Below are 24,711 nucleotides of genomic sequence, written 5' to 3' on the forward strand. Positions count from 1 at the left end.
GGCCAGATGTGGAAGCGCAGTAATGTGTGGAGCTGACTGGTACTAATAGACCGAAGACTTGTTAAACATTTTTTGGCTATAAGAAGTGTTGGGTTGTTTTGTTGTTTGCGTCTACTGTGTGGTTTCCGACGGATCCTTAAATGTTGGTAATTTAATATTGGTTCCACTTTTTTGGGGAGTCCTGTTGAAGGGTTTTCCGGTGGTTATAGCGTCAGGGAAACGCCCGGTTACATTCCGAACCCGGAAGCTAAGGCTGACAGCGCTGATGGTACTGCACTCGGGAGGGTGTGGGAGAGTAGGTCACTGCCGGAATTAATTTTTTCTTGTGGGGGTATGTTTTCTTCTCTTACCGTTGTGGTGAGAGTGGGGAACATGCCCCCACTATTTTTATACACACACAAAAATACGAGACATTTCAGTTTCCCTAGCCAGATAGTTTTAAGGTTAGCAATGTAGGGTTAGATTCAGTATTTGTGTGCCGGCTCCAACAATCGGCCCAGGGGTTTTCTCGTGACAGTGATCACTTTTTCACTAGCGCTATACTCTTTTGCAAGCCTTCTTGCATACCCACTTCTGCGCCGCTTTGGACGAAACGGCTTTTTTGCTCTAGCTGCTGTTCCAGCCATTGCCTTCTGCGCTTTGGCGACGTATTTGCCTCAAACTTTTAACGGCGAAGCTGTTTCTGAGCACTACGCATGGATCCCGCAATTTTCCATCGACATCACCTTCCGGATAGATCTTTTTACAAATCTGCTTGCGCTTTTGGTAACAGGTGCCGGTGCACTGATTCTTTTCTACTGCGCACGATACTTCCAGGTGGCAGATCAGAACGTCCCTAGGTTCGGTGCGGTATTCACAGCCTTTGCAGCGGTTATGCTGGGGCTTGTAATTGCCGATAACGTATTTTTGCTTTTCATTTTTTGGGAAGCGACAACCGTCTTCTCATTCCTGCTTATCGCGCATAACGGTAAGAAGCGTACGGGGCGTGTCGCAGCAGCACAGGCAATTATTATCACCACTATTGGTGGTCTTGCCATGCTGGTTGGTCTGATTATTCTTGTGTTTGAAACAGGCGAGGCCAACCTGAGTGCAATTATTGCCGCGGCGCCCTCATCTACGGCCGCTGCTGTTGCTGTTTTCCTGCTTTTGGCTGGTGCGCTTTCTAAATCTGCTATTTTCCCGTTTCATTTTTGGTTGCCGCAGGCTATGGCAGCGCCCACCCCTGTTAGCGCCTATTTGCACGCGGCAGCAATGGTTAAAGCCGGTGTTCTCCTAGTGGCTCTGCTCGGGCCAGCATTCGGAGATATCCCCGGCTATCGCGCGACACTCGTTATTCTCGGTGCGGTTACCATGCTGCTCGGCGGAATACGCGCACTGCGCCAGACTGATCTAAAGCTCGTGCTCGCCTTCGGCACAGTGAGCCAGCTGGGGATGCTTGTTATGCTCTACGGTGTAGCCATCCCCGCCGTTGACGCTGCTGCAACTGCGCTACTTTTTGCGCACGCAGTTGCTAAAGCTCCGCTGTTTCTTTCAGTTGGTCTGATCGAGCACTATACCGGAACACGCGATCTAAGGCGGATCAGCGGCCTCGGAAAACAGGTACCTTTGCTTGCAACCGTCGCAGTTCTTGCGACGCTGTCGATGATTGGGTTCCCGCCGCTTATCGGTTTTGTTGCAAAAGAAGCTGCGCTTACAGAGTTAATGCATCATCTTAACGATCCTTACGCACCACTTGTTTTGGGGGTTTTGGTAGCAGGATCCGTGCTCACCGTCGCGTATATGCTCCGTTTTGCATATGGTGCTTTCGCAACCAAAAAAGGAGTTGCCGAAGTCGAAAAACTCCACGACGTTAGCAAACCCATGCTTTTCTCTGCGGCGGTATTTAGCGCGCTTGCTCTTTTCGGCGGTATCTTCTCAAATCTGCTTGATCCGATATATCAGCGGGTGCGGCCAACGGCCGAAACTATTGAACATTTCGCTCTCTGGCACGGCATTACACCAGCACTCGGCACCACCGTTGCGGTGCTAGTAGTTGGTGCCCTATTAATTCCTGTTTTCGGTGTTGGTGACTCTAGGCTGCCGCATTTTGAAGATAGGTTTTCAGCTCCCGCGTTTTTCGCAGATCTATTTTTGGTGTTGGATCGCGTCGCAGTCTGGATTACCGCTCTGACCCAACGTGGCTCCCTGCCGTTCTATCTCGCTGTGACCTTGACAGTTGCCTCAGTTGGCGTTGGTGGCCACCTACTTCTATCGCAACAGCCGCTTGTCGATACCTACTTGGGGAGCCCTGTGCAGGCTGTGATTGCTGCTGTGCTGATAATCGCGTCAGTTGCTACGCTGCTTGCCACCAAGCGATTCCAAGCAGCGATTCTTGTCGGGTTTGCCGGCTACGCTATGGCAGCCCTGTTCGCTCTGCACGGTGCCCCTGACTTGGCGCTGACACAGATGCTTGTTGAGACACTTACGCTGATTGCTTTTGTTTTGGTGATCCGGCGCCTGCCGCAGCGTCTCTCGCGGCGTGAGAAACTGCCGCTCAGGATCCGCAATATCTTTATTGGATCAGCAATGGCTATTGTGTTGGGAGTTTTTGCGCTTACTGCACTCGGTGCGCGCATTCACACGCCCGTTTCAGTTGATTTTGCTGAGCTTGCTGTCTCAGGTGGGCACGGAAAAAACATTGTAAACGTCACGCTCGTTGATATTCGTGGTTGGGATACTTTTGGAGAGCTGAGCGTCGTTATCGCTGCGGCAACAGGTATTGCCTCGCTCGTGTTCCTCTTTGAACGCGGAGATAATCTGCCAAAGATTAGTCGCCGTGACGCCAGGTCAAATGCACTGCATAAGTTCCGCCAGGTTGTTGATCCGCAGAGCTCAGTCGCGCGCGGCAACTGGATGCTTGCAGGGAGCGACCTGAGCCCGGAACGGCGGTCGATCGTGCTTGAAGTGGTGGTGCGATTAATTTTCCATATTCTGATTATTCTTTCGATCTACATGCTGCTTGCCGGGCACAACAGCCCCGGCGGTGGTTTTGCCGGCGGTCTTATTGCCGGCATGGCAGTTGTTGCACGATACTTGACGGGCGGTCGCACCGAGCTCGGTGCAACAGTACCGTTTGATGCGGGACGCATAGTTGGCATCGGTATGATTATCGCGGCCTTGACGGTTATTGCTCCAATGCTGTTTGGTCAGGCCGCGCTGACATCTAACTGGATCGATCTCGATCTTGGAATTTTTGGTGAGCTTGCGCTGGTGACCTCAACAGTTTTCGATATTGGGGTGTACCTTATCGTGTTTGGGCTGGTGCTCGATGTGGTTCGCTCACTCGGCGCGCAGATTGATGTGCACACGGAATCAGATCGGCAGGTGACAGCACGATGACAGTTTCGCTGCTTTTAGTTGTAGCTATGGTGGTCATGTATGCGGTTGGTTTTACTCTCATGCTCGATCGCGGTTTTACCAGAATTTTGCTCGGTTTCTTGCTTGTTGGAAACGCCACCAACCTGCTAATTTTCATGATGTCCGGTAGTTTCGGCGCAGCACCTCTGGTAGGGACCGCAGATGCGGAAGAGATGAATGATCCGCTGCCGCAGGCGTTTGTGCTGACTGCAATTGTGATTACTTTTGCGGTGAGTGCCTTTCTGCTGGCACTGATATACCGCGCTTTCCGGCATGCTGAAGATCACGACGACCGGGTGAGTGACGACGCTGAAGATGTTGAGATTACGCAGTCTGAACAGCACGGTTTTGTTGAAGAGATTTCACCCGAAGAGCTCGAACAGGTTGTTGAGTTCGATATCGATGATGACGGCGAAGACGACCGCTTAAGCGCGGCCGCGAAAAAGCAGACTAAGACGGAGGGAGAATAATGGACACAGCCGCACTTGTGCCCCTGGTGGTGCTTGTTCCCCTGCTTGGTGCTGCTATGGCGTTGGCGGTGCCGCAGCGCCGAAACCTGCAGAGTCTCATCACCTTCGTTTCGCTCACTGTTGTAGCGTTAATCGGTGTTGCAATGATGGTCATTATCGATGTGCAGGATGCGCCTTTGGTAATGGCTATCGGTGGTTGGGAAGCGCCTGTTGGAATTGTGCTAATGGCCGACCGGCTTTCGGCAGCACTTGTTACAACTTCGGCGATTGTGCTGATAGCAGTGCTCGTCTTCTCTATCGGGCAGCGTCTATCTGATGGTGATGAGGAAACCCCTGTTTCTATCTTCTTCCCAAGCTACTTGGTTTTGGGAGCGGGAGTTTTCGACGCATTCGTAGCCAACGATTTGTTTAACCTCTACGTCGCCTTTGAAATTTTGCTCGTTGCAAGCTATGTGCTTCTGACAATGGGTGGCACCGGACCACGTATTCGTGCGGGCATCACATATATTGTTGTCTCGCTGGTCTCTTCTGTGCTTTTTCTTGCGGCGCTGGGCATTATTTACGGCGCCACAGGCACTGTAAGCATGGCGCAGCTTTCGATCCGAATTGCTGAGCTGAACCCAGAAATACAGCTCGCCCTAAATCTCCTTTTGCTTGTTGCCTTTGGCATTAAAGCAGCTATTTTCCCGCTCTCATTTTGGCTGCCAGACTCCTACCCAACCGCTCCCGCGCCCGTTACTGCGGTTTTTGCGGGTCTGCTGACAAAAGTTGGTATTTACGCTATTTTGCGCAGCCAAACTATGCTCTTCCCGGAGTCTGATATTAATCAGTTGCTGATGTGGATGGCGGCCCTGACTCTTATCGTCGGTATTCTTGGTGCACTATCACAGCGCGATATAAAGAGGCTTTTGAGTTTCACGCTGGTCAGCCATATCGGTTACCTGCTTTTTGGTATCGCGATCAACACTGCGGCGGGATTCAACGCGACCGTCTACTACATAATTCACCACATTATTGTGCAGACAACTATGTTCCTGTGTGTTGGGATGATTGAGCGCGTCGGCGGATCAACTAACATGGAGCGACTCAGTGGTCTGTTAAAGAAAGCGCCTCTGCTTGCAGTTATGACCTTCATAACCATGATGAATCTTGGTGGTATTCCACCGTTTTCCGGGTTCCTTGGTAAAGTCGGCTTGTTCAGTGCGGCTGCTGCAAACCCGACTGCAACGCACTATTGGTTAATCGGGATCGGCACGGTTGTGTCGCTGCTAACTCTAAACGCGCTGATCCGGATGTGGACACTTTCTTTCTGGCGCCCGAAGAGCGAAATAAAAGACGGGCAGAGTATGCTCCAACAGCTAGTAGATGCACCAGATTTGGGGCCGGAGCGCGGGTCACGAGAGGTTCCAAAACTGATGACTGCCGCAACTGCGAGCATGGTTCTTGTCTGTTTAGGGTTGACACTGTTTGCAGGACCTTTGATGAGCTATGCAGACCGGGCTGGTCGCGTGTTAAGCGATCGAGAGCTGCAGATCCCATGGTATGTGGATCCACCACAGGAGGTTAAACCATGACTACCGAACTAACTGAGAAGCGGGCGCAGCGCTTGCGTGACAGCGCAGAAAGCTACACAGACCGCCGCTTTCATTTTTTGATTCGTGTGCATGAACTGCCGCTAATTTTTGGTCTTGTTGTGGTGTGGATGATGCTGTGGCAAGAAATCACACCAATGTCATTTGTGTCTGGTATTGCGGTCGCGATTCTTGTTACCCGCGTTTTTTATCTGCCACCGGTTGAGCTTGCCGGACGTTTTAATATTTTTGCGGCGCTGCAGTACTTTATCTACTTCCTGTGGGAGCTTGTGCTCGGGTCGCTGCAGGTGGCGTGGCATGCGGTTAACCCTTTCAAAAGGGTGAGCCCGGCGGTGGTAGAGGTGCGTTTGCGCACAAGAAGTGACTTTATTCTCACGATGACAGGTTTGACAATTTCACTGATCCCCGGATCTTTGATTGTGGATGTTGACCGTTTTAATTCCGTGCTTTATCTACACATGTTGCACGGGCCGGAAAAGAAACAGCGCGACAAGCTACGTCGCGATGTCCATAAGATTGAACGCTTACTGGTAAACGCTATTGGTTCGCGTTCAGATATGGAGGATTGTCGTGCTAATTCTTGAGAATACACTCGTCTGGATCGGAGCTGGTGCGCTGGCCATAACTGCTTTGTGCGCCCTTATTCGTGCTCTTCAGGGGCCGACGATTCTTGATCGCTTGGTGGCCAGCGACGTTCTGCTCACAACTATTGTGCTAGCGATGGGGGCTGAGATGGTTATTAATAATCACAACAATTCTGTCCCGGTTATGATCGGTATCTCTGCGACTGCAGCCTTAGCAACCGTAACTGTGTCGCGATATGTGCGTCGCGCTAATCCGACAAATTTGGAGAAGGGCGTTTCTACAGGTCAGGGCACAGAAAATGAGCGTCCTGCGACCGGAGAAATTCAGATTACGCACGCTAATTCTGAACCGCAGACAGACTTTACAGCTAAGAAGGAGGGGTAGCCGTGTTAGAGTCTCCTATTTGGGAAATTGCAGCAGCAGTGTGTGTACTCGGTGCTGGTCTGCTTTCTGCAACAGCTGGAATCGGTTTGCTGCGCTTTAAAGACCCTCTGTCCCGCTTGCACGCAGCGACGAAACCACAGATTTTTGGGCTGCTACTGATTATTTTGGCGGTTGCTCTTGATCAGCGTAATTTGATGACACTGTTTGCGCTGCTGCCGGTTTTTATTCTGCAGTCTCTTACTGCGCCTGTGTCGGCGCACATGGCTGGTCGCGCTGCCTATCGTGCGGGTCATATTGATCGCGAACATTTGGCGCTGGATGAGCTTGAGCCGGTTATTCAGCGTGCGAACACAGATGTAGAGGATCCTAGACGCATTGATATTTCAGCGGAAGAGGGCTGGTCGATCAAAAACACTTAAACTTTGTTAATTATAGGAGTTTGTGTTATACAGAGAAATGAGTACTCAATTTCAAAGACGAAGGGAGAGTTCTCATGTTAAAGAAACTAATTACATTAGCTCTTGTAGGGAGTTTATGGGGTTCGCTGCAAACAGCACCCGAGCCTGACATCAATTCCCAATTTGAGCTTACAACCGGAGTAGAGGTTGTCAATACTGAGACCGGGGAAGTTATATATTCAGAGAGTCAGACCCAAACACTCGAAGAATCAAGCGGAACAGTCACATTTAATTACGAATATGTCGATTATTCCGAATTTGGAGCTGCGCTGCGAAGTATAAGACCGGATGCAACTATAGGGGGCACAATGAACCCTGGTTCTGTCAGCTCTAGCTTGACTCTTACCTACTCCACTCGACGTGATGAGATTCGTTTGGAGAAAGTATCCGGTAGCTGGTCTCCTAAGCTAGGTGTTTCACTTACAGATAGAAAAGTTAATATCTACAACGGTGGCATGGCTCCAGAATCGATAACAAAATACCCAACTGCGAATACCTACGCTTTCAACACTGGTTGGGGTTATGTGATAAAGCCCCCATCTTCTTATTACCTATCTCCTAGGGCATTAGCATCTGTAAGATATAAAATTACTGGGACTAATACCCCTTGGCTAGAACTTCGACACTGGGTCGATTTGCAGAGCGCATAGCTTATATTTAAGAGGCTTGGAACGGCGCTGCAATCGGTGCCGTCTCAAGCCTAGATTCGAAGGAGAATCAAAATGAGATTTAAAATTGTGAACGTTGTTGCTGCCGTTCTCGGCGGGGGAGTTCTGCCGGCGGTTATGGCGCTGACGGCGGAAGGCTTGGATCGGTCAGTCTGGGCTGTGGTGCCGGCACTGCTGCAATTTATCCTGTTTCTGCTAGCGATTGTGGCGCTACACTGCGCCGCCGGAAAATACGGAAAAACTGCGCCACCTAAAGGTGAGCAGCTCGTATATCTCACGCTCGCCTTAGTTTCATGGATTGTGGCAATGGTCGCTACTAACTATCTATACATATTCACTCCATGGCTGCACTTCGGTGCGATGGTGGTCATCGTTGCGCTGCTTTTAGAGGCGTTATTTAAACCGGCTGACTCCGCCGTAAATAACTAATCTAGGGTGCTCTCAGTAGCTTCACAGCTGCTGCATCTGAAGGTGCAAAAGAATAGTATTTGAGATAGTTTAGAGGGTGAGGTATTTCCCCTAAATACGATAGTGAAGGCGGTGTTAATCGTGGCTAATGAGGCTTACGAAAAAGCAGAAACTGAGGTGCGCGCTACCGAACAGTTTCAGGCCGATTTAGCCGCGATTATTCGCGCTCGCGCCACTGATCTCAGCATTGAAGAACGTGAGGCGGTAGAGTCGCTTCCGTCAGGCGCTGCGTTGCTGGTGGTGCGGCGCGGCGCCAACCAGGGCGCTCGCTTCCTGCTCGATCAGGATAGCACTGTTGCTGGGCGCCACCCAGCGGTTGATATCTTCCTTGACGATGTCACGGTCTCGCGCCGCCACGCTGAGTTTGTGCGCGACGGTGTGCAATTTTCAGTGTCTGATCTCGGGTCGTTGAACGGCACCTATCTAGGTGGTCAGCGCATCAGCGGCACCGTAGTGCTTAACGATGGTGATGAGGTGCAGGTCGGGAAGTATCGTTTTACTTTCTTCGCCTCACGATTTGATCTACCCGAGACCGTCTAATGGTGAAGTTAACCGCGCTTAGGGCGCAAGCAACTGATTCAAGCACGCAGCTATTCACAATCGGTCAGGTTGAGCAGCTGCTGAAGCGTGACTTTAGTGATCTATCAGCTTCCAAGCTGCGCTACCTCCAGGATCGCGGTGTGGTTGATCCACTGCGCACTCCGAGCGGTTACCGTAAGTACACTCAAGCCCATATTGAACGGTTGCGTCAGGCGCTTGTGTTGCAACGGGACTACTTCATGCCTATCGACAAGATTGTCGAGTATTTCACTGAGCTTGACGCCGGCGGCGCCCCCCAGCTGCCGGGTGGTGCGCAAGAGGCGCCGTCCATCTTTTCTCCGCATCCCGTTTTGAATCGAGAAGAGCTCCTGCGCATAACAGGTGCCCCCGCAAAACTTTTAGCAGAGGCTATCAGTGCCGGGCTTCTTCCAGCAGCTGAAGTGTATCCCGCAGATGCGGTCAAAGAGCTCGAAGCGATTATGCGTATGGCTGAAGCGGGTTTGACCCCGCGCCATTTGCGCGCACTCCGTCTGGGAGCAGAGAAAGATGCTGAGGTGATCCGGCACACGGCTATTGCCCGTAAAGGTAAGGCACCCTCTCCTGAGCGCAGTGAATTTGAGCTGCAGCTGGCATCTCACTATGAAGTTTTACGGGCGGCTGTTATGCGCAGAGCAATTAAGCGCAGATAAACGCAACTAGATTCCGTTGTTAAGTTGTAATCTTTACACTCGCGACACGCTGCAGTAGATTGCGTCGATGTTGCAATTCAACAGCACGATAGATAGCGTAGTTCTCTGTGGCCTAGCCGCGGTTGGTTTTTATATTATGAAAGGAGTCGGTGTTGGAGAGCAGTGTTGACCCGAGCTTGACCCCTGTCGATAGTGAGATGCTTTTTACTGACGGCTTACCGTGCCCCAATGAAAACGGTGGTTTTAGTGGCAGTGTTGCCCGGAAAGCCGCAGATATTACCTACCGTCAGCTCGACTATTGGGCAAGAACAGGCCTTGTAACTCCAACAGTGCAGGATGCGCACGGGTCAGGATCGCAGCGCATTTACAGCTTTCGAGATATTTTGGTTTTAAAGCTTGTGAAGCGACTGCTTGAGGCTGGGGTGAATCTGCAACAGGTGCGTTTTGCGGTAGAGCAGCTGCGCAGCCACGGTGTGCAGGATCTTGCCGGTGTGACCCTTATGAGTGATGGTGCGGGTATTTATCTCTGCACAGAGGGTAATGAGATTATGGATCTGCTCGGCCGCGGACAGGGTGTGTTTGGCATCGCTGTTGGCAAGGTTGTGCACGAGGTTGAGAGTTCGCTGTTGAGCTTTGAAGAGCACCGCCAGGCTGCCGAACAGCATGCTGCTGCCCAAGAAGGGGAGTACGCTGCCCGCCGGGCACAGCTGAAGCTGGCTTAGAGGTTTTATAGGTGAGGGCGGGCGAAACAAAATTGTTTCACCCGCCCTCACCTATATTTTGTTTGCCTTAACGCCTTAGCTAACATCGACGCTGCTGAGATCAGCGGTTGTTATCGCGTCTAAGGTAATAAGCTCAGTTGTTCCCACTGGGCCTGCCGGCGGGATAGACATATTCAAAGACTTTGCGGCGGTATCGAGCAAAAAGTCAAAACTCGCGGCAAGCTGTTGCGTTGTCTCACCCGGCCACATGTGCACTGGTTTGGCGGCCCCGGTTGCCTGCTGGATAGTGGTGCGCTCAGGGAGCACTGGGTCGAGCACCAGCTCGCCGAATATTTCTCGCAGCTCACGAATACGGAATTGATGCTCCTGCGACTGAGGGCGCACGCGGTTAACAACAACACCGAGCGGATCAAGACGGGGGCTGACACCGGCGCGCAGCTCATCGATAGCGCGCAGTGCACGATCGGCTGCTGCAACGGAGAAGAGGCCGGGCTCAGTCACAACCAACACACGGTCGCTGGCCGTCCAAGCGATTCGAGTGAGAGCGTTTAGTGAGGGAGCAGAGTCGATAAGCACCAGGTCATAGTCGTTCTCGAGCTGAGCTAGTGCTTCTTCGAGACGCCACACCTCTCGCATAGAGGGGTGTGGGCCATCAAAATTAATTGCTGAAGGGCTTCCCAGCAGCAGGTCGATTGTGCCCGCATGGTGACGGCCCCAGCCGCTTGGAATAATTGCCTCACGCACGCGGCTCGGATCGGAAAGCACATCTGCGATATTGACATTCTCGCTGGTAATTTCAACATCAAGCCCGGTGGACACATCTGACTGTGGATCGGCGTCAACCACAAGCGTGCGTAGGCCGCGCGAGAACGCTGCAGACGCGAGACCGAGTGTTACGGTTGTCTTGCCGACGCCGCCTTTTAGGGAACTGATGCTAATAACCTTCACGGTACTAATTCTATAGCCACCCACATGGTAACTACCAATGAGCTGGCTGTAATCTGGTTTTAAAACGAAGCTGAAGATTGAGGAGAGAATGGCTGTTCGTGAGATTAGAGTTTTTGGTGATCCGGTGCTCCGTCGCGTCTGCGATACGATCACCAAAATTGACGATGGTCTGCGGCAGCATGTCACCGATCTTTTAGACACCGTTGCCTTTGACGGTCGTGCGGGTCTCGCCTCGACACAAATCGGTCACAACGTGCGCGCGTTTAGTCTGCACATCGATGGGAAAGTTAGTTATATCTTGAACCCCGAATTGGAGGTCTTCGGTGAGCCTGTGCCAACGGGTGAGGGCTGTCTATCGGTCCCTGACCTGTGGTTCCAAGTGCAGCGTTACCCGAAAGCTCGTGTTACCGGCATAGATCTTAACGGTAATAAGGTTGTGATCGCAGGAGAAGGATTATTAGCCCAGGCACTCCAGCACGAGTGCGATCACCTTGACGGCAAACTGTATATTCAGAGGCTTGATGCAGCACAGCGTAAACAGGCGATGAAACAGATTCGCGAGTCGGCCTGGTTTTAAAAAAAGATTCCGCCAGAGACAGTGTGTTTACGCTGACTCTGGCGGAATCATTACTGGTTGTTTTTAGCTTTGCACCGTGCCGATAGTGCCGGTGTGTGGCCGTGGACCGTAGATTTCCTCAACAACATAGTTGAAATCTTTCAGAATATTTGCGCGCTTAATGCTCATCTTTGGGGTTAGATGACCGCTGTCTTCGGTAAACTCCACAGGCAGAATGCGGAATTCTCGAATAGACTCTGCACGGCTCACAAACTTGTTAGCTTCGTCGATTGTGCGCTGCACCTCAGCGATAACCTTCGGATGCTTCGCAGCATCAGCGAGGCTCATATTTGGATCCTCGCCGTTATTCTCTAGCCACTTTGGCAGCATTTCGGGATCGAGAGTGATCAGGCATGAAATAAACTGCCGTTTTTCGCCAACCACAACCGGGTGCGCAATAATCGTGTTAGAGCGGATCGGATCCTCAAGCACCATCGGGGCAACATTCTTGCCACCCGCAGTGATGATAATTTCCTTTTTACGGCCGGTAATTTTTATATAACCGTCTTCATCTATTTCACCAAGGTCTCCCGTGTGGAAGAAGCCGTCTTCAGTGAAAGCCGCTTTGGTCTGCTCTTCGTTATTCCAGTATTCCTTGAAAACACCGATTCCTTTTACCAAGATTTCATCATCTTCACCCAAACGCACTTCGGTGCCGGGAAGCACCGGCCCGACAGAACCGATTTTCAGCTTGCTTGGCAGATTTACTGACAGCGGGGCGGTGGTTTCGGTCAGACCGTATCCCTCAAGAATCTTCACACCCAGTGCGCGGTAGAAGTGACCGAGGTGGGAGCTTAGCGGCGCTGATCCTGAGACAGCGTAGGTCACTTTTCCGCCCAGGGCCTGGCGCAGTTTAGCGAAAACAAGGCGATCGAACAGTTTGAACTTTAGCTGCAACCCGAGCGGCACTTTACCCTTGTCTAAGGCACGTGAATACTCGACACCGGTGCGCGCTGCGGTGCGGAAAATCTTGCCCTTACCGCTCGCTTCTGCCTTTTGTTCTGCGCCGTTATACACCTTTTCAAAGACGCGTGGCACAGCTAGCAGGAAGGTCGGTTGGAAGGATCCGAGCGCATCAACCAGATTGGTTGGCTCTGCGTGCCCGACCCGAATACCGCCATAAACAGCAAGCACAGAAATCAAACGGGCAAAAACGTGTGCCAACGGGATAAAGAGCAGAGTTGCTGCGCCCTCCTGTCTAAAAACTTCTTCGACGCGCAGCATAGTGTTTGTTGAAAGGTCAACAAAATTGCTGTGGGTGATCACGCAACCTTTCGGGCGACCGAATGAGCCCGAGGTGTAAATCAGCGTTGCAGTGTCAGCGCCCTTAGCAATACTGCGACGGTGATTAATCTCAGCATCTGGCACAGCAGCGCCCTGTTTGCGGAGGTCGTCGAGTATGTTTTCATCAAGGCGCCAGTGCTCTCTCACCTCGGGAGTTTCGCTCTTTATCTCATTAAAACGGGCAGCATGATCTGCGTTCTCAGTGATAATCGCAACAGCGCCAGAATCTGACAGAATCCACTGTGTTTGCAGCGCTGAGGAGGTTTCATAAATTGGAATCACAAACGCACCCGCGTATGCCGCAGCAAAATCGATGAGCGTCCACTCGTAACGCGTTTTGCACATCAGGGCCACACCCTCGCCAGGGTGGATACCGGCAGCGACGAAGCCCTTCGCGAGTGCGATCACATCTTTGTGAAACTCTAGAGCGGTTACATCGCGCCAGGCGCTGCCCTCTGGAATTGAGAAGAGTGCTCGATCGGGGGTTTCAGCCACGCGAGACTCGAGTAGGTAGGTGAGGTTCTCGTCTGGCAGTAAGTCTGTCAGCAGCTCAACCTTCGTTGATTTCACGTGTAGCTCCTTTGATACTAATGTAAGTTGCTCAGGTAGTTTGCAAAAACTCTACCCGGTGAAACTGCAAAAATGCTAAAGCAGTTAGAAATTAAGCATAAATGCGCTGTTAGCATACACTAACTGTTAGTCTTTAGAGCAATTGAAAGGATGCCTCGGTGCTGTATTGGATACTGAAACACCTCATTCTTGGCCCGCTGCTGAAGACGATCTATCGGCCGTGGGTTGAGGGGCTTGAAAATCTGCCCAAAGAGGGGCCGGTAATTATTGTTGGTAACCATCTTTCTGTTATCGACTCTTTTTTCCTACCGCTGATGATCGACAGGCGGGTCTATTTTCTCGCTAAGAGTGACTACTTCACCGGCAAGGGTTTTAAAGGCTGGTTTGTTCGCAACTTCATGTTGGGCGTTGGGCAGATTCCCATGGATCGGTCCGGCGGAAAAGCTTCAGAATCTTCACTTGCGACGGGCTTAAAAATTCTGAGCGAGGGTAAAGTGCTCGGGATCTACCCTGAAGGCACACGCAGCCCAGATGCGCGCTTATATCGGGGACGGACGGGCGTTGCTCGTTTGATTTTACAGTCTGGTGCGCTGGTTGTTCCGGCAATTATGGTTGACACCGAAAAAGCAATGCCCATTGGTGTGCGTCTGCCACGCATTCGCCGGATAGGCACAATAATCGGCAAACCGCTCGATTTCTCACGCTTTAAAGACATGGAGACTGATCGGTTTATTCTGCGCTCCATCACCGATGAAATAATGTATGAGATCCAAGCGTTGAGTAAACAAGAGTATGTCGACGTTTATGCCTCGACAGTGCGTGGCCAGATCGAGCGTGAGCAGCGTGCGCAACTGGCAGCACAAAAGGCTCAGAAAAAACGCTAAAATTATGGCTTAGGTCACCATCCAGGAGAAGTGAAAATGAACGCTCAAGAGCAGCTCTTTGCTGAACTCGATAAATACAAAAACCTGGAGATTAAACAGCAGCCACAGTGGCCCGATAAAAGCGCGCTCGAGAAAGTGCAAAGGGAGCTTGCTGCGCAACCTCCGCTGGTGTTTGCTGGTGAGGCGGATCAGCTGCGCACACAGCTGGCTGATGTTGCCCAGGGTAAAGCTTTTCTTTTGCAGGGCGGTGACTGCGCAGAAACTTTTGCGGATGCGACCGCAGATAAGATTCGCGATCGCGTAAAAACGCTTTTGCAGATGGCGCTTGTGCTCACTTATGGGGCCTCTACGCCGGTTGTGAAAGTTGGTCGGATGGCCGGTCAGTTTGCAAAACCGCGCTCAAGCAACACCGAAACCCGCGGTGAAGTGACGCTGCCGGCGTACCGCGGTGACCTTGTTAACGGTTATGACTTCACACCCGAGTCGCGCGCGGCAGATGTCAGCCGGTTGCTTCAGGGATACCATGTCTCTGCATCAACTTTGAATTTGATTCGTGCGTTTACGCAGGGTGGGTTTGCGGATCTGCGCGCAGTGCATGAGTGGAATCGCGGCTTCGCAGACAACCCAGCAAATGCGCGCTACCGTGAGCTGACAGAAGAGATTGACCGCGCTGTGCGTTTTATGGCGGCTTGCGGTGCAGACTTTAGTGAACTAACGCGGACAGACTTCTTTACTGCGCACGAGGCGCTGCTGCTCGACTATGAGCGCCCTTTGACACGCGTTGATTCACGCACCGGAAAGCTTTACGACACCGCTGCGCACTTCCTCTGGATAGGTGAGCGCACCCGCGACCTGGACGGCGCGCATGTGCACTACCTATCGCAGGTTGCAAACCCGATCGGGTTAAAGGTTGGGCCAACCGCAACGGTTGATGATGTGCTGCGTCTGGTCGACAAACTGGATCCGGAGCGTCAGCCTGGCCGCCTGACACTCATTACTCGCATGGGGGCCGGCAAGATCCGCGAGGTGTTGCCGAACATTCTGAAGGGCGTGAAAAAAGAGGGCATAGAGCCTGTGTGGGTGACAGACCCTATGCACGGAAACGGGATAACCACCTCTACCGGTTATAAGACCCGTCGATTTGACGACGTCATGAATGAGGTTGAGGGCTTTTTTGAAGCACACCGGGAAGCTGGCACTGTGCCCGGTGGTGTGCATGTTGAACTCACCGGCGACGATGTTACTGAGTGTCTTGGTGGGGCGGAAAATATCGATGAAGCGACGCTGGAGACGCGCTACGAGTCGCTTTGTGACCCGCGACTCAACCACATGCAATCCCTGGAATTAGCCTTCCAGGTTGCCGAGCTGCTAAAAGCTGAGCATTAATTAGTTTTAAAGCTCAAACCCGAGTTCTACCTCGCTGCCGGCGCGCACTTTCTCGCCGGCAGCGGGCTTTGTGTCCTTCACGTGCACCGCGTTACGGAGCGCCTGCGGCACCCCTGTCAGCGGTTTAAAGCCGGCTTCCTCGAGTCGTTTGATCGCTTCGTTCATGCGCAGGCCGGTAACGTCAGGAACTGCAAAAAGCTCGGGCCCTGTAGAGATAATTAATCCCACACTGTCACCGACACGCAGTGTCTCTGCCCCCGCTAGCGCAATCACCCGGCCCGACTCGATATCTTCGCTAGAGGCTTCGCTGTTTAGCGATTCATCAAAATTAAGTTTCGCCGAAAGTGCGACGTTTTTGGCCTCGGTTGCGCTCAGGCCTGACACATTTGGAACGGGGCCTGCGGAGAGAACGAGGGTTATCGGCCCCTGTTCGCGATACTCCGCACCCAGGGGATTACCGTCTGCATCGAATGCGGCCAGCACAGTGTCTGCAACCCCGCCGTCGAAAACTTCGGAGGTGATGCCGTCAAAAGTAAAGCCCGCTTCTGTTATGAGCTTTTCAGCTTCAGCACTAGAGAGCCCCACCAAAGTTGGGACTGGCAAGCTTGCTGGACCAATCGACTGGCAGAGTTTAACCGTGGTGTCAGCCGGCACCCTGGTATCCGGGGCAGGGCTTGCGTCAGAGATAAGCCCGGGGGCAACGGTTGGGTTTGTGCAGTCAGCAAGCTCAGGGATAAGCCCGGCAGCGGTAACTGCGTTACTCGCCTGTTCTGGCTCCAAGCCCAATACCTGTGGAACTGTTTTGAGAGCGCCGGGACCTTGGAATGTGTACCAAGAAATCGCGCCTGCTGCGACTGTGGTGATGAGTGCGATAGCAGCTACAATCGCACCGCGTTTGCTGCGCTTTCTTTGCAGCGCCTGCGCTCGTTCAATTGGCGATTGTGCAACCGGCTGCAGCCGGCCCTCATCATCCCGCGGTTTTGTTGCTTTTTTCTTTGGAGTTTTCTTTTTTGATCCGGCAGGAGCGGCCGGTGTTGGCTCCTGCACGGCTGCTGCTGCTACAGCTGCAGGAGCTACAGAGGTCACAGCGGTTGCGCCCAGCACCGTGGTGGCTGCGGTGGCATTCAGATCAAGCTTGCGGGTGGATCCCGGCCCGTCGGATGGCAGCACCCTGGTAGGTGCGTGGAGGCCTCCGTCTAGCAGTTCCCGCATCCGAGCGAGCACGATTGTGGCATCACGCGGGCGTTTTTCTGGATCGCGGGCGGTTGTCCAACGCACCAGCTCGTCAAGCTCGGGAGATGCTTCCCGTGAGATCAGGGATGGTTTTGGAACATCCTGATGCGCGTGCATATATGCAACCTGCACAGCCTGCTCACCACGGAATGGCTGCACCCCTGTGAGCATTTCGTAAAGCATGATCCCGAAAGCGTAAACATCGGTTCGAGTGTCGCCGACACCGCGCGTTACCAGCTCTGGCGAGAGGTAAGCAATGGTGCCGAGCAGTGCTTGACCGGTTGTTGTGTTGTTATTTGCTGCACGTGCGAGACCAAAATCACCAATTTTAATGCGCCCGTCATCAGCCAGAAAAACATTTTCTGGTTTCACGTCACGGTGAATAAAACCAGCTTGGTGTGCTGCCGAGAGACCGCTGAGCACCGCCTCACTGATCTCGATAGCTTGTGCGGCAGTCAGGCGTTTTTGTTGCTTGAGAAGCTCCCGGAGTGTGATCCCAGGCACATACTCCATCACAAGATACGGGACATCGCCATCAAGCCCCTGATCAAATACGTTTACAACGTTTTGATCGTTGAGGCGGGCGGCCGCTTGCGCCTCTTTTTCAAATCTGCGTAAGAAAGAGTCATCGTCCACGAGGTGTGCGTGCATCGCCTTTACCGCAACACGCCGACCGAGTCGCAGATCGTCTGCGAGGTATACCATTCCCATGCCACCACGGGCGATTCGAGCGCGAACATGATAGCGGCCATCGAGGGTCTTCCCGATGAACTGATCACGATTTACTGCACTCACCTGATTTAGTCTACGAGAGATGTTTACGATTCACCGAAAATTTAGGCTCTGTAACCTGGTTGTGATGACTTTGTTTCTGGCAGAGTAGAGGTGTGGATATCGCAAATACATACACTGTTCCAGATTTAGTGGAACTTTTTGACTCCAGCCCCGGAAAAGTTCGCCGCATGTTTGAAGAACAAATTTTGGCAGCGGTCAAAATTGACGGAGTTTTGCGTGTGCCAAAAGAGTTCATCAACGACGGGGTGGTGGTCTCCTCGCTGCGCGGCACGCTAATAGTGCTGACAGACGCCGGCCTTTCAACTGAAGAAGCTGTTGACTGGTTGCTCACCGAAAACGATCACTTGGGTGACACCCCGATCTCGCTGCTTAGAAAAGGGCAGAAGGCGAACGTGCGTTCGGCAGCTTTGCTGCTCGGCTAACGCCACGGGTTATGCCTGCCGTTTTGCCATGCTCTCAGCGAGGGATACAAGTTTTTCTACTGCAGCTGGAGCCACCTCAGGTGATCTAGCGAACCGCTGCGCGAGACGCATATTCTTTGCGATTAATTCTTCAACCTGATCCAGCGCACCAGTTTCACGGATTGTGCGCTGCAACATCTCTAACTGCAGCGATGTCATCTCAGCGTCACCAAAAACGTCATCAAAAATAGCGCGCAGGCTAGTGTTGAGTTCCTTGCGAGTCAGGGTGACAAGCACCGTCCGCTTGCCCTCTATCAGATCATCACCGCTGGGTTTACCGGTGACCGCACTGTTACCAAACACGCCAAGCACATCATCTCGCAGTTGGAAGGCCACCCCCGCAGGCACCCCAAAGCCAGAGAGCGTTTTTTCAAGCTCCGTGCTCGCCCCTGCAAGCGCTGCGCCTATCAGAAGGGGCTCTTCGACGCTGTATTTTGCAGACTTATAGAGCAGCACTCGGGTTGCGCGTTCCATCTGCTCGGCATGCGGTGCGAAAGTGGTCTGCTGTTCCTCTAACACATCAAAATACTGGCCAAATGCGACTTCTGTGCGCATCCGATTAAAGTGCCCACGTGCGCGAGAGCCGGCGGCAGGCTCGCTGCTGTCGACGGCCTTTTGAAACAGCTCGTCAGCCCACGACTGTAGTAGGTCTCCCAGCAGGATGGCGGCAGCTACACCGAAGTGGGCGGCCTGTCCGCGCCACCCAGACCGCGAGTGTTTGCGTGCGAAATTAGTGTGCACAGACGGCTTACCGCGGCGGGTTTCGGAGCGGTCAATAACGTCGTCGTGCACAAGTGCTGCGGCGTGGAACAGTTCCAGCGCGGCTGCGGCGTTGACAACGCGAGCGGCATCATTGTTTAAAGGCGAGGTGAGATTCAGCTCGCGGCAGGCCGTAAAGCCCAAGCTAATACAGTATGCGCGGATCCGCTTCCCGCCACTGAGAAAGTCGCTGGCAGCGGTGAGCAGATCTTCAATGCTCTCACCGAGCGGCTCTAAATCAGCGCGCTTGGAAGCGACAAATGTATTAATTCGTTCCTGAACAAGTTCTGCAAGTCTGGTTGATTGCCCCACGCTGGCTAGCATAGCCGCGATTTCGACTTTAGACTGGATTCATCCCACTTGAGAGGACGAACTAGTGAGCCTAAGCAACCGTGAGCAGGAGATTTTTCAGCGCATCGAACAAGAGTTCTATGCGTCTGAAGCTGATGAGGTGCCCACTGACAGGGCGCCGCAGCCGCTGAACTACCGCAACCTAGTGTTCGGCCTACTGATCATTATCGCCGGCGTTGGGGTGCTGCTTGCTGCGGTTGCCTTGAAGCAGCCGCTGCTGGGGCTGCTTGGCTTTGTTGCAATGTTGGCGGGCGGCTTTTTCGCTTTTCGCCCCGCAAACGCAAAAAATGAGAAAAATACAGTGAGAACTGCTGCAGAAAAGTCAGCTAACTCTCAGGCGGCGAGGCAGTCGCCCATGGAAAAAATTGAGGATCGGTGGCGTCGTCGCATGGAAGGCGAGCTGTGATTTAACTTTGCGTAGTCGCGTTTAACCGGGGCTACGCAGATTTCGTGCAGCGTAGCCCCGAAACTAATCTGCCGCCTCTAGTGTGGCCTTGTGTTTAGAAACCCTGCTCTTCGGAGCAGGGTTTCTTTTTTAACTCCACTTTCATCCACCGACTAAAACGCTGAAAAATAGGGAATATTTCGGTGTGCCGTGGAGTATTTTGGCGACTTTCGAGGAAGAAGTGGAGTAAAGTGGTGTGATAGGAAGGGAGGTGCTCTGTGCTGTTTTTGGGAACCTATACGCCCAAACTGGACGAGAAAGGGCGCCTCATTCTGCCTGCGAAATTTCGTGATGCCTTTAGTCAGGGGCTGGTTATTACGCGCGGTCAGGAGCGCTGTCTCTACGTTTTCACAATGCGTGAATTTGAAGAGATGAATGAGCGCCTGCGCACAGCCCCGATCTCATCGCGCCAGGGGCGAGACTACTTGCGCGTCTTCCTATCAGGCGCGCACGCTGAAACACCAGACAAGCAGCACCGTGTGACTATCCCCGCAAATCTGCGCAGCTATGCGCGTCTCGACCGCGAGCTTGCGGTTATCGGCACCGGGCAGCGTGCGGAGATTTGGGATCTTGAGGCGTGGAATGCATATCTTGCCGCGCAGGAAAATGACTTTGCTGATGTTGCGGAGGAGGTGATTCCGGGCATGTTCTAGCCCGCGAATATGACCTCTTCACTCGCAGCCCAAAAACACACCCCGGTGATGCTCGATCGTTGTGTTAAGCTTCTCGCCCCCGCTCTAGAGAATGGCGGCATCATCGTTGATGCAACTCTAGGTCTTGGAGGGCACTCTGAAGCACTGTTAGAGCGTTTCCAGAATGTCACACTAATCGGTCTTGATCGAGACACCAACGCCCTCAGTCTGGCCTCAGAACGTTTAGCAAAATACGAAGAACGTTTTGTGTCGGTGCACGCCGTATATAACGAACTGCCAGCGGCGCTGCAGAAGGTGCGGGAAGAGTTGGGGCTGACAGGCGCTGACGCCGAGCTGTGCGGAGTGCTGTTTGATTTAGGCGTTTCTTCAATGCAGCTTGACGAAGCTGAGCGCGGCTTTGCCTATGCGCAGGATGCACCGCTCGATATGCGCATGGATCAGTCGCAGGGGGAGACCGCTGCTGAGCTGCTTGCGCGCCTGGACGCAGCTGCGCTTCGTAGTTTGTTCAAACGCTACGGTGATGAACCGTTAGCGGCACGCTACGCTGATGCAATTGTGCGCGCGCGCCAGGCCGAGCCGATCAGCCGCAGCGGGGCGCTCGTGGAGATCTTGCAGGAAGCCACCCCGGCAAAATTAAAAAACCAGCGGCATCCGGCAAAACGTGTTTTCCAAGCGCTGCGCGTTGCCGTAAACAACGAACTTGAAGTGCTGGCAGACGCCCTGCCAAAAGCGATGCACGAACTTGCGGTGGGCGGGCGTCTCGTAGCCATGGCCTATCAGTCGCATGAAGACAAAATCGTAAAAACTGAATTTGCTAGAGCTACTCGCGACACTACACCAGCGGGTTTGCCGCAGCAGTTGCCGCAGTTTGCCCCAGAGTTTGAGCTGTTGACGCGCGGAGCTGAAACCGCGAGTGAAGCAGAGCAAGAAATTAATCCCCGTTCAATCCCCGTTCGCCTAAGAGCTGTAACCCGAGTGAGAATCAAGTGAGCAACCCCCAGCGAAAACTGAGTGCAGTCCAGCAGCTGCAGCAGACACCGCAGCATGAGACTGCGACATATACACGGCCCGAGTTACGTCTTGTGCCGCAAACCAAAAAAGCGCAGCGCTCTTTTGGCATGACGGTTGCCTGTGGGCTCACTGTGCTGGGGGTTATCTTCGGGCAGATGGGGCTTGTTGCGGTCACATCTATGGACGCCTACGAGCTAACCGCACTCAAGAGCGAGGTGCGGGATGTAACACGCGTAAATACTGTGTTAGCGCAGAATGTTGAGGCTAAAAATTCCCCACAGAATCTCGCTGACAATGCAGCAAGTCTCGGGATGGTGTTGAGCGAAAGCCCCGCATATCTTCGGTTGAGTGACGGTGTCATCATCGGAAATCCAACACCCTCAACAAGCAAGCCGGTCAAAAACACAGTGGCCAATTCAACACTCACAGATATTACAATTCTTGATGCAACAGGCGGTGTCACACAGCGAGCTGACACAGTCGGTGATAAACCTGTGGATCCTGATGTTTTGCGTCCGGTTAGCTGGAAGGGTGAATTACCAGCGCCGGTGACGCACTAAAATTTCCTAAGGTGTGGGCGTGGCACGAAAGCGAATAAATATCAGCAGATCGAAAGCAGCTATTGCGGTTGTTGTAACTGTGGGGCTCGTTTTTGGTGTGCGGCTGGTTGATCTGCAGGTGGTAAACGGCCCCGCGCTCGCGGCGCAATCACAGGGCAAGCGTGCCGTGCCGGTGCAAGTGCCGGCGCTGAGAGGCAGCATCGTTGATGCGAACGGTCAGGTGTTGGCTGTTACCGATGAACGTTACGATGTGCAGCTCTCGCCAAAAAACACCAAGGTGCGCAACGGTATTTTCTACCGGGGAAATGAAGCAACCACAGCGGAAGAAGCTTTTGCCGAAATTGCTGAGGTGATAGGTCAGAAGCCTGAAGAGGTAAAGAAAATTGTCGACGATGCTCTCGCAGAGGATCCTGACTCTGATTTTGCTTATGTGAAGCGATCAGTTGATCTCACAACACTTAATCGCCTCAAACAGCTCGGCATTCCGTGGTTGACCTTCAGCTCAGTTTTTAACCGTGTTTACCCTAACGGAGCTGTTGCGGGCAACATAATTGGGTTCGTTGGATCCGATGGTGCTGCGCAAGCGGGGGTAGAGCTGTCGCAGGATGAGTGCCTAACCGGTGAAAGCGGCGTGGAAACCTATGAACGCTCAGCTGACGGTGTGCAACTGCCTGGCAGCCGTGTTATCGAGAAACCCGTGCGCAACGGCGGTCAGCTGCAACTCACAATTGACCGCGACCTGCAGTGGGAGTTGCAGCAACGCACCAACGAAATCCGCGATAAAGCGCAGGCTGAGTGGGTTATGCAGGTGCTGATGAACGTGAAAACCGGAGAGCTGGTTGCGGTCGCAGAAGACTACTCCGTCGATCCGAACAATGTTGCAGCCAGCGAGCCGAGCCACCGAGATTCGCGCGCTTTCCTGCTGCCATACGAACCGGGATCAACCTATAAGACTGTAACGATGGCAGCGCTTTTGGATCAGGGGCAGATCACTCCCGAAACTCAAAACCTGACGCCCTGGACCTGGAACCCTGAGCCTAATGTGCTGTTCCGCGACTCTTTTGCACACGCCGATACGCCCTGGACCGCAACCGGTATTCTTGAACGGTCGTCAAACGTTGGCACAGCGATGCTTGGCAGTCGGCTCGACCGCGAAACCCGCTTCAACTACATGACCAGCTTCGGGCTCGGCCGCTCAACCCAAGCCGGAATGCCGTTTGAAGACGCGGGCCTGCTGTATCCTGCCGAACAGTGGGATGCGCAAACCAGCTACAACGTCATGTTTGGGCAGGGTGTTTCCAGCACTATTGTGCAAACCGCTGCTATCTATCAGACGATTGCTAACAACGGAGTCTACGTCCCACCGACTCTTATCAAAAACTGCACCGCATCTGACGGTGAAATAATCACCCACGATGCGGGAGAATCCCATCGCGTAATTAGTGAGGGAGCAGCACAGCAACTGCAAAACATGCTTGAGAACGTTGCTAACGCTGACTGGCCTGGCAAAGAAATCAGCATCGATGGTTACCGCCTCGCCGGAAAAACAGGCACAGCAGAGCAGTCAGACGGGCAGGGCGGGCTGCGCAGCGACTTCGTCCACTCGTTTGCAGGTTACTTCCCCGCGGATAACCCGCAATACGTGCTGGTGACCTCGGTCGCCTTCCCGAAGAATGGCCACGGTGGTGTTGCTGCGGTTGGCACCTGGAAACAGAGCGCAGAAGCTGCGATCCGGCATTTTAAAATCGAGCCCTCCACAGGGAGCTTCCAAGATATTCCGGAGGAGTACTAGTGCGGATCGCGGTCACCGGAAGACACTATGCGGCTGAGACCGCACACTTACTGTCGACATATCTACGCCTGCTGGGTCGTGATATCGAAGTTGGAGTGCTTTCAGAGCAGGAGATAGCTAACGCCCTTGTGAACGGCACTGCACTACCCGCAATTGAGACACTGGTTTTTAGCGGATTTAAAACGCTTGGCCAACCGGCAAATGAGGCAGAAAAGAACAGCTTTAAAACATTCGCACAGTTTTTTGCAGCTGCGACTGCGGCACAAGCGGTGATTAACGTCAACGACAGCAGCGGGGCGCATCTAGCGAAGCGAGCCCAGGGTGAAGTGGTGCGCTATTCCTCTGAATACGGGCAGACCGCCGACTGGTATCTCGCGGTTACAAACCACAACATAAACGCTGTGAGCTTTGCGATGCAGGGGCCTGAAGACGGCTATCTTCGAGGGCGGCTCGCCACCTTCTCGACCGATTTGGCCACAGCTGCTGGGCTTGCGCTTGCGACTTTGGCGACCGTTGGCGTGCCGATAGCTGAGATCGCCGCGATGTTGAAAAATGTTGGTTCACTAGAGGTGGATTGCGGCGCACGCTTGTCGGCAGCGCAGACAGCACCGCTCTTGGTTGAGCACAACATTGTCGGCCTCGTGTATCTGCGCGATCTGCTTGACGCGCTAACCGATGTGGCACCCGGAGAGGTGCGGATCGTGCTCGACGCCGAAACAGTTGCAGCCCGCTGCGATGCTAAAGAGTCTGCCATGATCGGAGCTCAAGCTGCGCACTCCGGGCATCTGCTGTATGTTGCCTGCGAAACCGCGCAGAATGTTAGAGAGGGGATCGCTGCCAGCGGTGGCCGAGCTCAGGTCTCTTATTACACTTCGGTATCTGAAGCTAAAGTTGCGACCGGTGCAAACTGCGATGCGAGTACAGTAGTTCTTTATGCGGGTGAGATTACAAACGCGCCGCTGACAGCATAAAGAACCAGAAAATCTTAAGG

At 53.1% G+C, this 24,711-nt stretch carries 25 protein-coding genes and 1 rRNA gene; 22 read left to right on the plus strand and 4 right to left on the minus strand.

All coding sequences use genetic code 11. From position 1 onward, the window contains the following. Positions 1 to 195 precede the first annotated feature (195 nt). From rrf to HCQ99_RS00065, 12 genes are all read left to right on the plus strand, one after another. Positions 196 to 312 (plus strand): 5S ribosomal RNA (gene rrf / locus HCQ99_RS00010). Between the two features lie 204 nt (positions 313 to 516). Next, a complete protein-coding gene (locus HCQ99_RS00015; protein WP_243854787.1) occupies positions 517 to 3,378 on the plus strand; it encodes a Na+/H+ antiporter subunit A in 2,862 nt (953 codons plus the stop codon). Next, positions 3,375 to 3,866, plus strand: a complete 492-nt coding sequence (locus tag HCQ99_RS00020) for a Na(+)/H(+) antiporter subunit C (RefSeq protein ID WP_166984538.1) — start codon at positions 3,375 to 3,377, stop codon at positions 3,864 to 3,866. Before HCQ99_RS00015 ends, HCQ99_RS00020 begins: the two co-directional genes overlap by 4 nt. Next, entirely contained in the window at positions 3,866 to 5,440 is a 1,575-nt protein-coding gene (locus HCQ99_RS00025) for a Na+/H+ antiporter subunit D (protein ID WP_166984539.1), read from the plus strand. The genes HCQ99_RS00020 and HCQ99_RS00025 overlap by 1 nt, the downstream gene beginning before the upstream one ends. After that, a complete protein-coding gene (locus tag HCQ99_RS00030; RefSeq protein ID WP_166984540.1) occupies positions 5,437 to 6,042 on the plus strand; it encodes a Na+/H+ antiporter subunit E in 606 nt (201 codons plus the stop codon). The genes HCQ99_RS00025 and HCQ99_RS00030 overlap by 4 nt, the downstream gene beginning before the upstream one ends. After that, entirely contained in the window at positions 6,029 to 6,427 is a 399-nt protein-coding gene (locus tag HCQ99_RS00035) for an MrpF/PhaF family protein (RefSeq protein WP_243854746.1), read from the plus strand. The genes HCQ99_RS00030 and HCQ99_RS00035 overlap by 14 nt, the downstream gene beginning before the upstream one ends. A 2-nt stretch (positions 6,428 to 6,429) precedes the next feature. After that, entirely contained in the window at positions 6,430 to 6,846 is a 417-nt protein-coding gene (mnhG, locus tag HCQ99_RS00040) for a monovalent cation/H(+) antiporter subunit G (protein WP_166984541.1), read from the plus strand. Between the two features lie 74 nt (positions 6,847 to 6,920). Continuing rightward, positions 6,921 to 7,535: a hypothetical protein gene (locus tag HCQ99_RS00045; protein ID WP_166984542.1), complete on the plus strand. Its 615-nt coding sequence runs from the start codon at positions 6,921 to 6,923 to the stop codon at positions 7,533 to 7,535. 72 nt (positions 7,536 to 7,607) lie between these two features. Continuing rightward, a complete protein-coding gene (locus tag HCQ99_RS00050) occupies positions 7,608 to 7,982 on the plus strand; it encodes a hypothetical protein (protein WP_166984543.1) in 375 nt (124 codons plus the stop codon). A gap of 120 nt (positions 7,983 to 8,102) precedes the next feature. Then, positions 8,103 to 8,561: an FHA domain-containing protein gene (locus HCQ99_RS00055; RefSeq protein WP_424945190.1), complete on the plus strand. Its 459-nt coding sequence runs from the start codon at positions 8,103 to 8,105 to the stop codon at positions 8,559 to 8,561. Continuing rightward, positions 8,561 to 9,250, plus strand: coding sequence for a transcriptional regulator FtsR (gene ftsR / locus HCQ99_RS00060; protein WP_166984545.1), 690 nt, complete (start codon positions 8,561 to 8,563; stop codon positions 9,248 to 9,250). Before HCQ99_RS00055 ends, ftsR begins: the two co-directional genes overlap by 1 nt. Positions 9,251 to 9,447: 197 nt before the next feature. After that, complete coding sequence (locus tag HCQ99_RS00065) at positions 9,448 to 9,972, plus strand: MerR family transcriptional regulator (RefSeq protein ID WP_166986331.1); 525 nt, start codon at positions 9,448 to 9,450, stop codon at positions 9,970 to 9,972. Positions 9,973 to 10,047: 75 nt separating this feature from the next. Here HCQ99_RS00065 and HCQ99_RS00070 read toward each other — a convergent pair whose 3' ends face one another. Then, positions 10,048 to 10,920 carry a ParA family protein gene (locus HCQ99_RS00070; protein WP_166984546.1) on the minus strand — a complete coding sequence of 291 codons (873 nt, stop codon included), beginning with the start codon at positions 10,918 to 10,920 and terminating at the stop codon, positions 10,048 to 10,050. Positions 10,921 to 11,008: 88 nt separating this feature from the next. Here HCQ99_RS00070 and def point away from each other — a divergent pair, with 88 nt between their 5' ends. Next, on the plus strand, positions 11,009 to 11,497 hold the full coding sequence (def, locus tag HCQ99_RS00075; protein WP_166984547.1) for a peptide deformylase: 489 nt from the start codon (positions 11,009 to 11,011) through the stop codon (positions 11,495 to 11,497). A gap of 63 nt (positions 11,498 to 11,560) precedes the next feature. On the opposite strand, the gene HCQ99_RS00080 is transcribed toward def, so the two are convergent. Then, a complete protein-coding gene (locus HCQ99_RS00080; protein ID WP_166984548.1) occupies positions 11,561 to 13,390 on the minus strand; it encodes an AMP-dependent synthetase/ligase in 1,830 nt (609 codons plus the stop codon). A gap of 158 nt (positions 13,391 to 13,548) precedes the next feature. Here HCQ99_RS00080 and HCQ99_RS00085 point away from each other — a divergent pair, with 158 nt between their 5' ends. Both HCQ99_RS00085 and HCQ99_RS00090 read left to right on the plus strand, forming a co-directional pair. Then, the gene (locus tag HCQ99_RS00085; RefSeq protein WP_166984549.1) at positions 13,549 to 14,274 is read left to right on the plus strand and encodes a lysophospholipid acyltransferase family protein; all 726 of its coding nucleotides are present in this window, start codon (positions 13,549 to 13,551) and stop codon (positions 14,272 to 14,274) included. 36 nt (positions 14,275 to 14,310) lie between these two features. Beyond that, positions 14,311 to 15,660 carry a class II 3-deoxy-7-phosphoheptulonate synthase gene (locus HCQ99_RS00090; protein ID WP_166984550.1) on the plus strand — a complete coding sequence of 450 codons (1,350 nt, stop codon included), beginning with the start codon at positions 14,311 to 14,313 and terminating at the stop codon, positions 15,658 to 15,660. A 6-nt stretch (positions 15,661 to 15,666) separates the two neighbouring features. On the opposite strand, the gene pknB is transcribed toward HCQ99_RS00090, so the two are convergent. Continuing rightward, entirely contained in the window at positions 15,667 to 17,688 is a 2,022-nt protein-coding gene (gene pknB / locus HCQ99_RS00095; protein ID WP_243854747.1) for a Stk1 family PASTA domain-containing Ser/Thr kinase, read from the minus strand. A gap of 92 nt (positions 17,689 to 17,780) precedes the next feature. Here pknB and HCQ99_RS00100 point away from each other — a divergent pair, with 92 nt between their 5' ends. Further along, positions 17,781 to 18,110: an Rv2175c family DNA-binding protein gene (locus tag HCQ99_RS00100; protein WP_243854748.1), complete on the plus strand. Its 330-nt coding sequence runs from the start codon at positions 17,781 to 17,783 to the stop codon at positions 18,108 to 18,110. Between the two features lie 9 nt (positions 18,111 to 18,119). On the opposite strand, the gene HCQ99_RS00105 is transcribed toward HCQ99_RS00100, so the two are convergent. Then, on the minus strand, positions 18,120 to 19,220 hold the full coding sequence (locus HCQ99_RS00105; RefSeq protein WP_166984551.1) for a polyprenyl synthetase family protein: 1,101 nt from the start codon (positions 19,218 to 19,220) through the stop codon (positions 18,120 to 18,122). Positions 19,221 to 19,284: 64 nt separating this feature from the next. Between HCQ99_RS00105 and HCQ99_RS00110 the strand changes: the two genes are divergently transcribed. The 6 genes from HCQ99_RS00110 to HCQ99_RS00135 all read left to right on the plus strand — a co-directional run bounded on the left by HCQ99_RS00110 (position 19,285) and on the right by HCQ99_RS00135 (position 24,691). Continuing rightward, entirely contained in the window at positions 19,285 to 19,665 is a 381-nt protein-coding gene (locus tag HCQ99_RS00110) for a DUF3040 domain-containing protein (RefSeq protein WP_166984552.1), read from the plus strand. 260 nt (positions 19,666 to 19,925) lie between these two features. Then, a complete protein-coding gene (gene mraZ, locus HCQ99_RS00115) occupies positions 19,926 to 20,357 on the plus strand; it encodes a division/cell wall cluster transcriptional repressor MraZ (protein WP_166986340.1) in 432 nt (143 codons plus the stop codon). A 9-nt stretch (positions 20,358 to 20,366) separates the two neighbouring features. Next, a complete protein-coding gene (rsmH, locus tag HCQ99_RS00120; RefSeq protein ID WP_166984553.1) occupies positions 20,367 to 21,347 on the plus strand; it encodes a 16S rRNA (cytosine(1402)-N(4))-methyltransferase RsmH in 981 nt (326 codons plus the stop codon). Then, on the plus strand, positions 21,344 to 21,928 hold the full coding sequence (gene ftsL / locus HCQ99_RS00125) for a cell division protein FtsL (protein ID WP_166984554.1): 585 nt from the start codon (positions 21,344 to 21,346) through the stop codon (positions 21,926 to 21,928). Before rsmH ends, ftsL begins: the two co-directional genes overlap by 4 nt. Before the next feature lie 19 nt (positions 21,929 to 21,947). Then, positions 21,948 to 23,720, plus strand: a complete 1,773-nt coding sequence (locus HCQ99_RS00130; protein ID WP_166984555.1) for a peptidoglycan D,D-transpeptidase FtsI family protein — start codon at positions 21,948 to 21,950, stop codon at positions 23,718 to 23,720. Continuing rightward, positions 23,720 to 24,691, plus strand: a complete 972-nt coding sequence (locus HCQ99_RS00135) for a hypothetical protein (protein WP_166984556.1) — start codon at positions 23,720 to 23,722, stop codon at positions 24,689 to 24,691. The genes HCQ99_RS00130 and HCQ99_RS00135 overlap by 1 nt, the downstream gene beginning before the upstream one ends. Positions 24,692 to 24,711: the final 20 nt, after the last annotated feature.

The sequence above is a fragment of the Canibacter zhoujuaniae genome, assembly GCF_011752015.1.
Taxonomy (GTDB): Bacteria; Actinomycetota; Actinomycetes; order Actinomycetales; family Microbacteriaceae; genus Canibacter; species Canibacter zhoujuaniae.

Bases quoted from the DNA above. Each gene is read 5' to 3' on its own strand.
- HCQ99_RS00020 (WP_166984538.1), top strand. From the start codon at position 3,375: ATGACAGTTTCGCTGCTTTTAGTTGTAGCTATGGTGGTCATGTATGCG.
- HCQ99_RS00025 (WP_166984539.1), top strand. From the start codon at position 3,866: ATGGACACAGCCGCACTTGTGCCCCTGGTGGTGCTTGTTCCCCTGCTT.
- HCQ99_RS00030 (WP_166984540.1), top strand. From the start codon at position 5,437: ATGACTACCGAACTAACTGAGAAGCGGGCGCAGCGCTTGCGTGACAGC.
- HCQ99_RS00045 (WP_166984542.1), top strand. From the start codon at position 6,921: ATGTTAAAGAAACTAATTACATTAGCTCTTGTAGGGAGTTTATGGGGT.
- HCQ99_RS00050 (WP_166984543.1), top strand. From the start codon at position 7,608: ATGAGATTTAAAATTGTGAACGTTGTTGCTGCCGTTCTCGGCGGGGGA.
- ftsR (WP_166984545.1), top strand. From the start codon at position 8,561: ATGGTGAAGTTAACCGCGCTTAGGGCGCAAGCAACTGATTCAAGCACG.
- HCQ99_RS00065 (WP_166986331.1), top strand. From the start codon at position 9,448: ATGCTTTTTACTGACGGCTTACCGTGCCCCAATGAAAACGGTGGTTTT.
- def (WP_166984547.1), top strand. From the start codon at position 11,009: ATGGCTGTTCGTGAGATTAGAGTTTTTGGTGATCCGGTGCTCCGTCGC.
- HCQ99_RS00090 (WP_166984550.1), top strand. From the start codon at position 14,311: ATGAACGCTCAAGAGCAGCTCTTTGCTGAACTCGATAAATACAAAAAC.
- rsmH (WP_166984553.1), top strand. From the start codon at position 20,367: ATGACCTCTTCACTCGCAGCCCAAAAACACACCCCGGTGATGCTCGAT.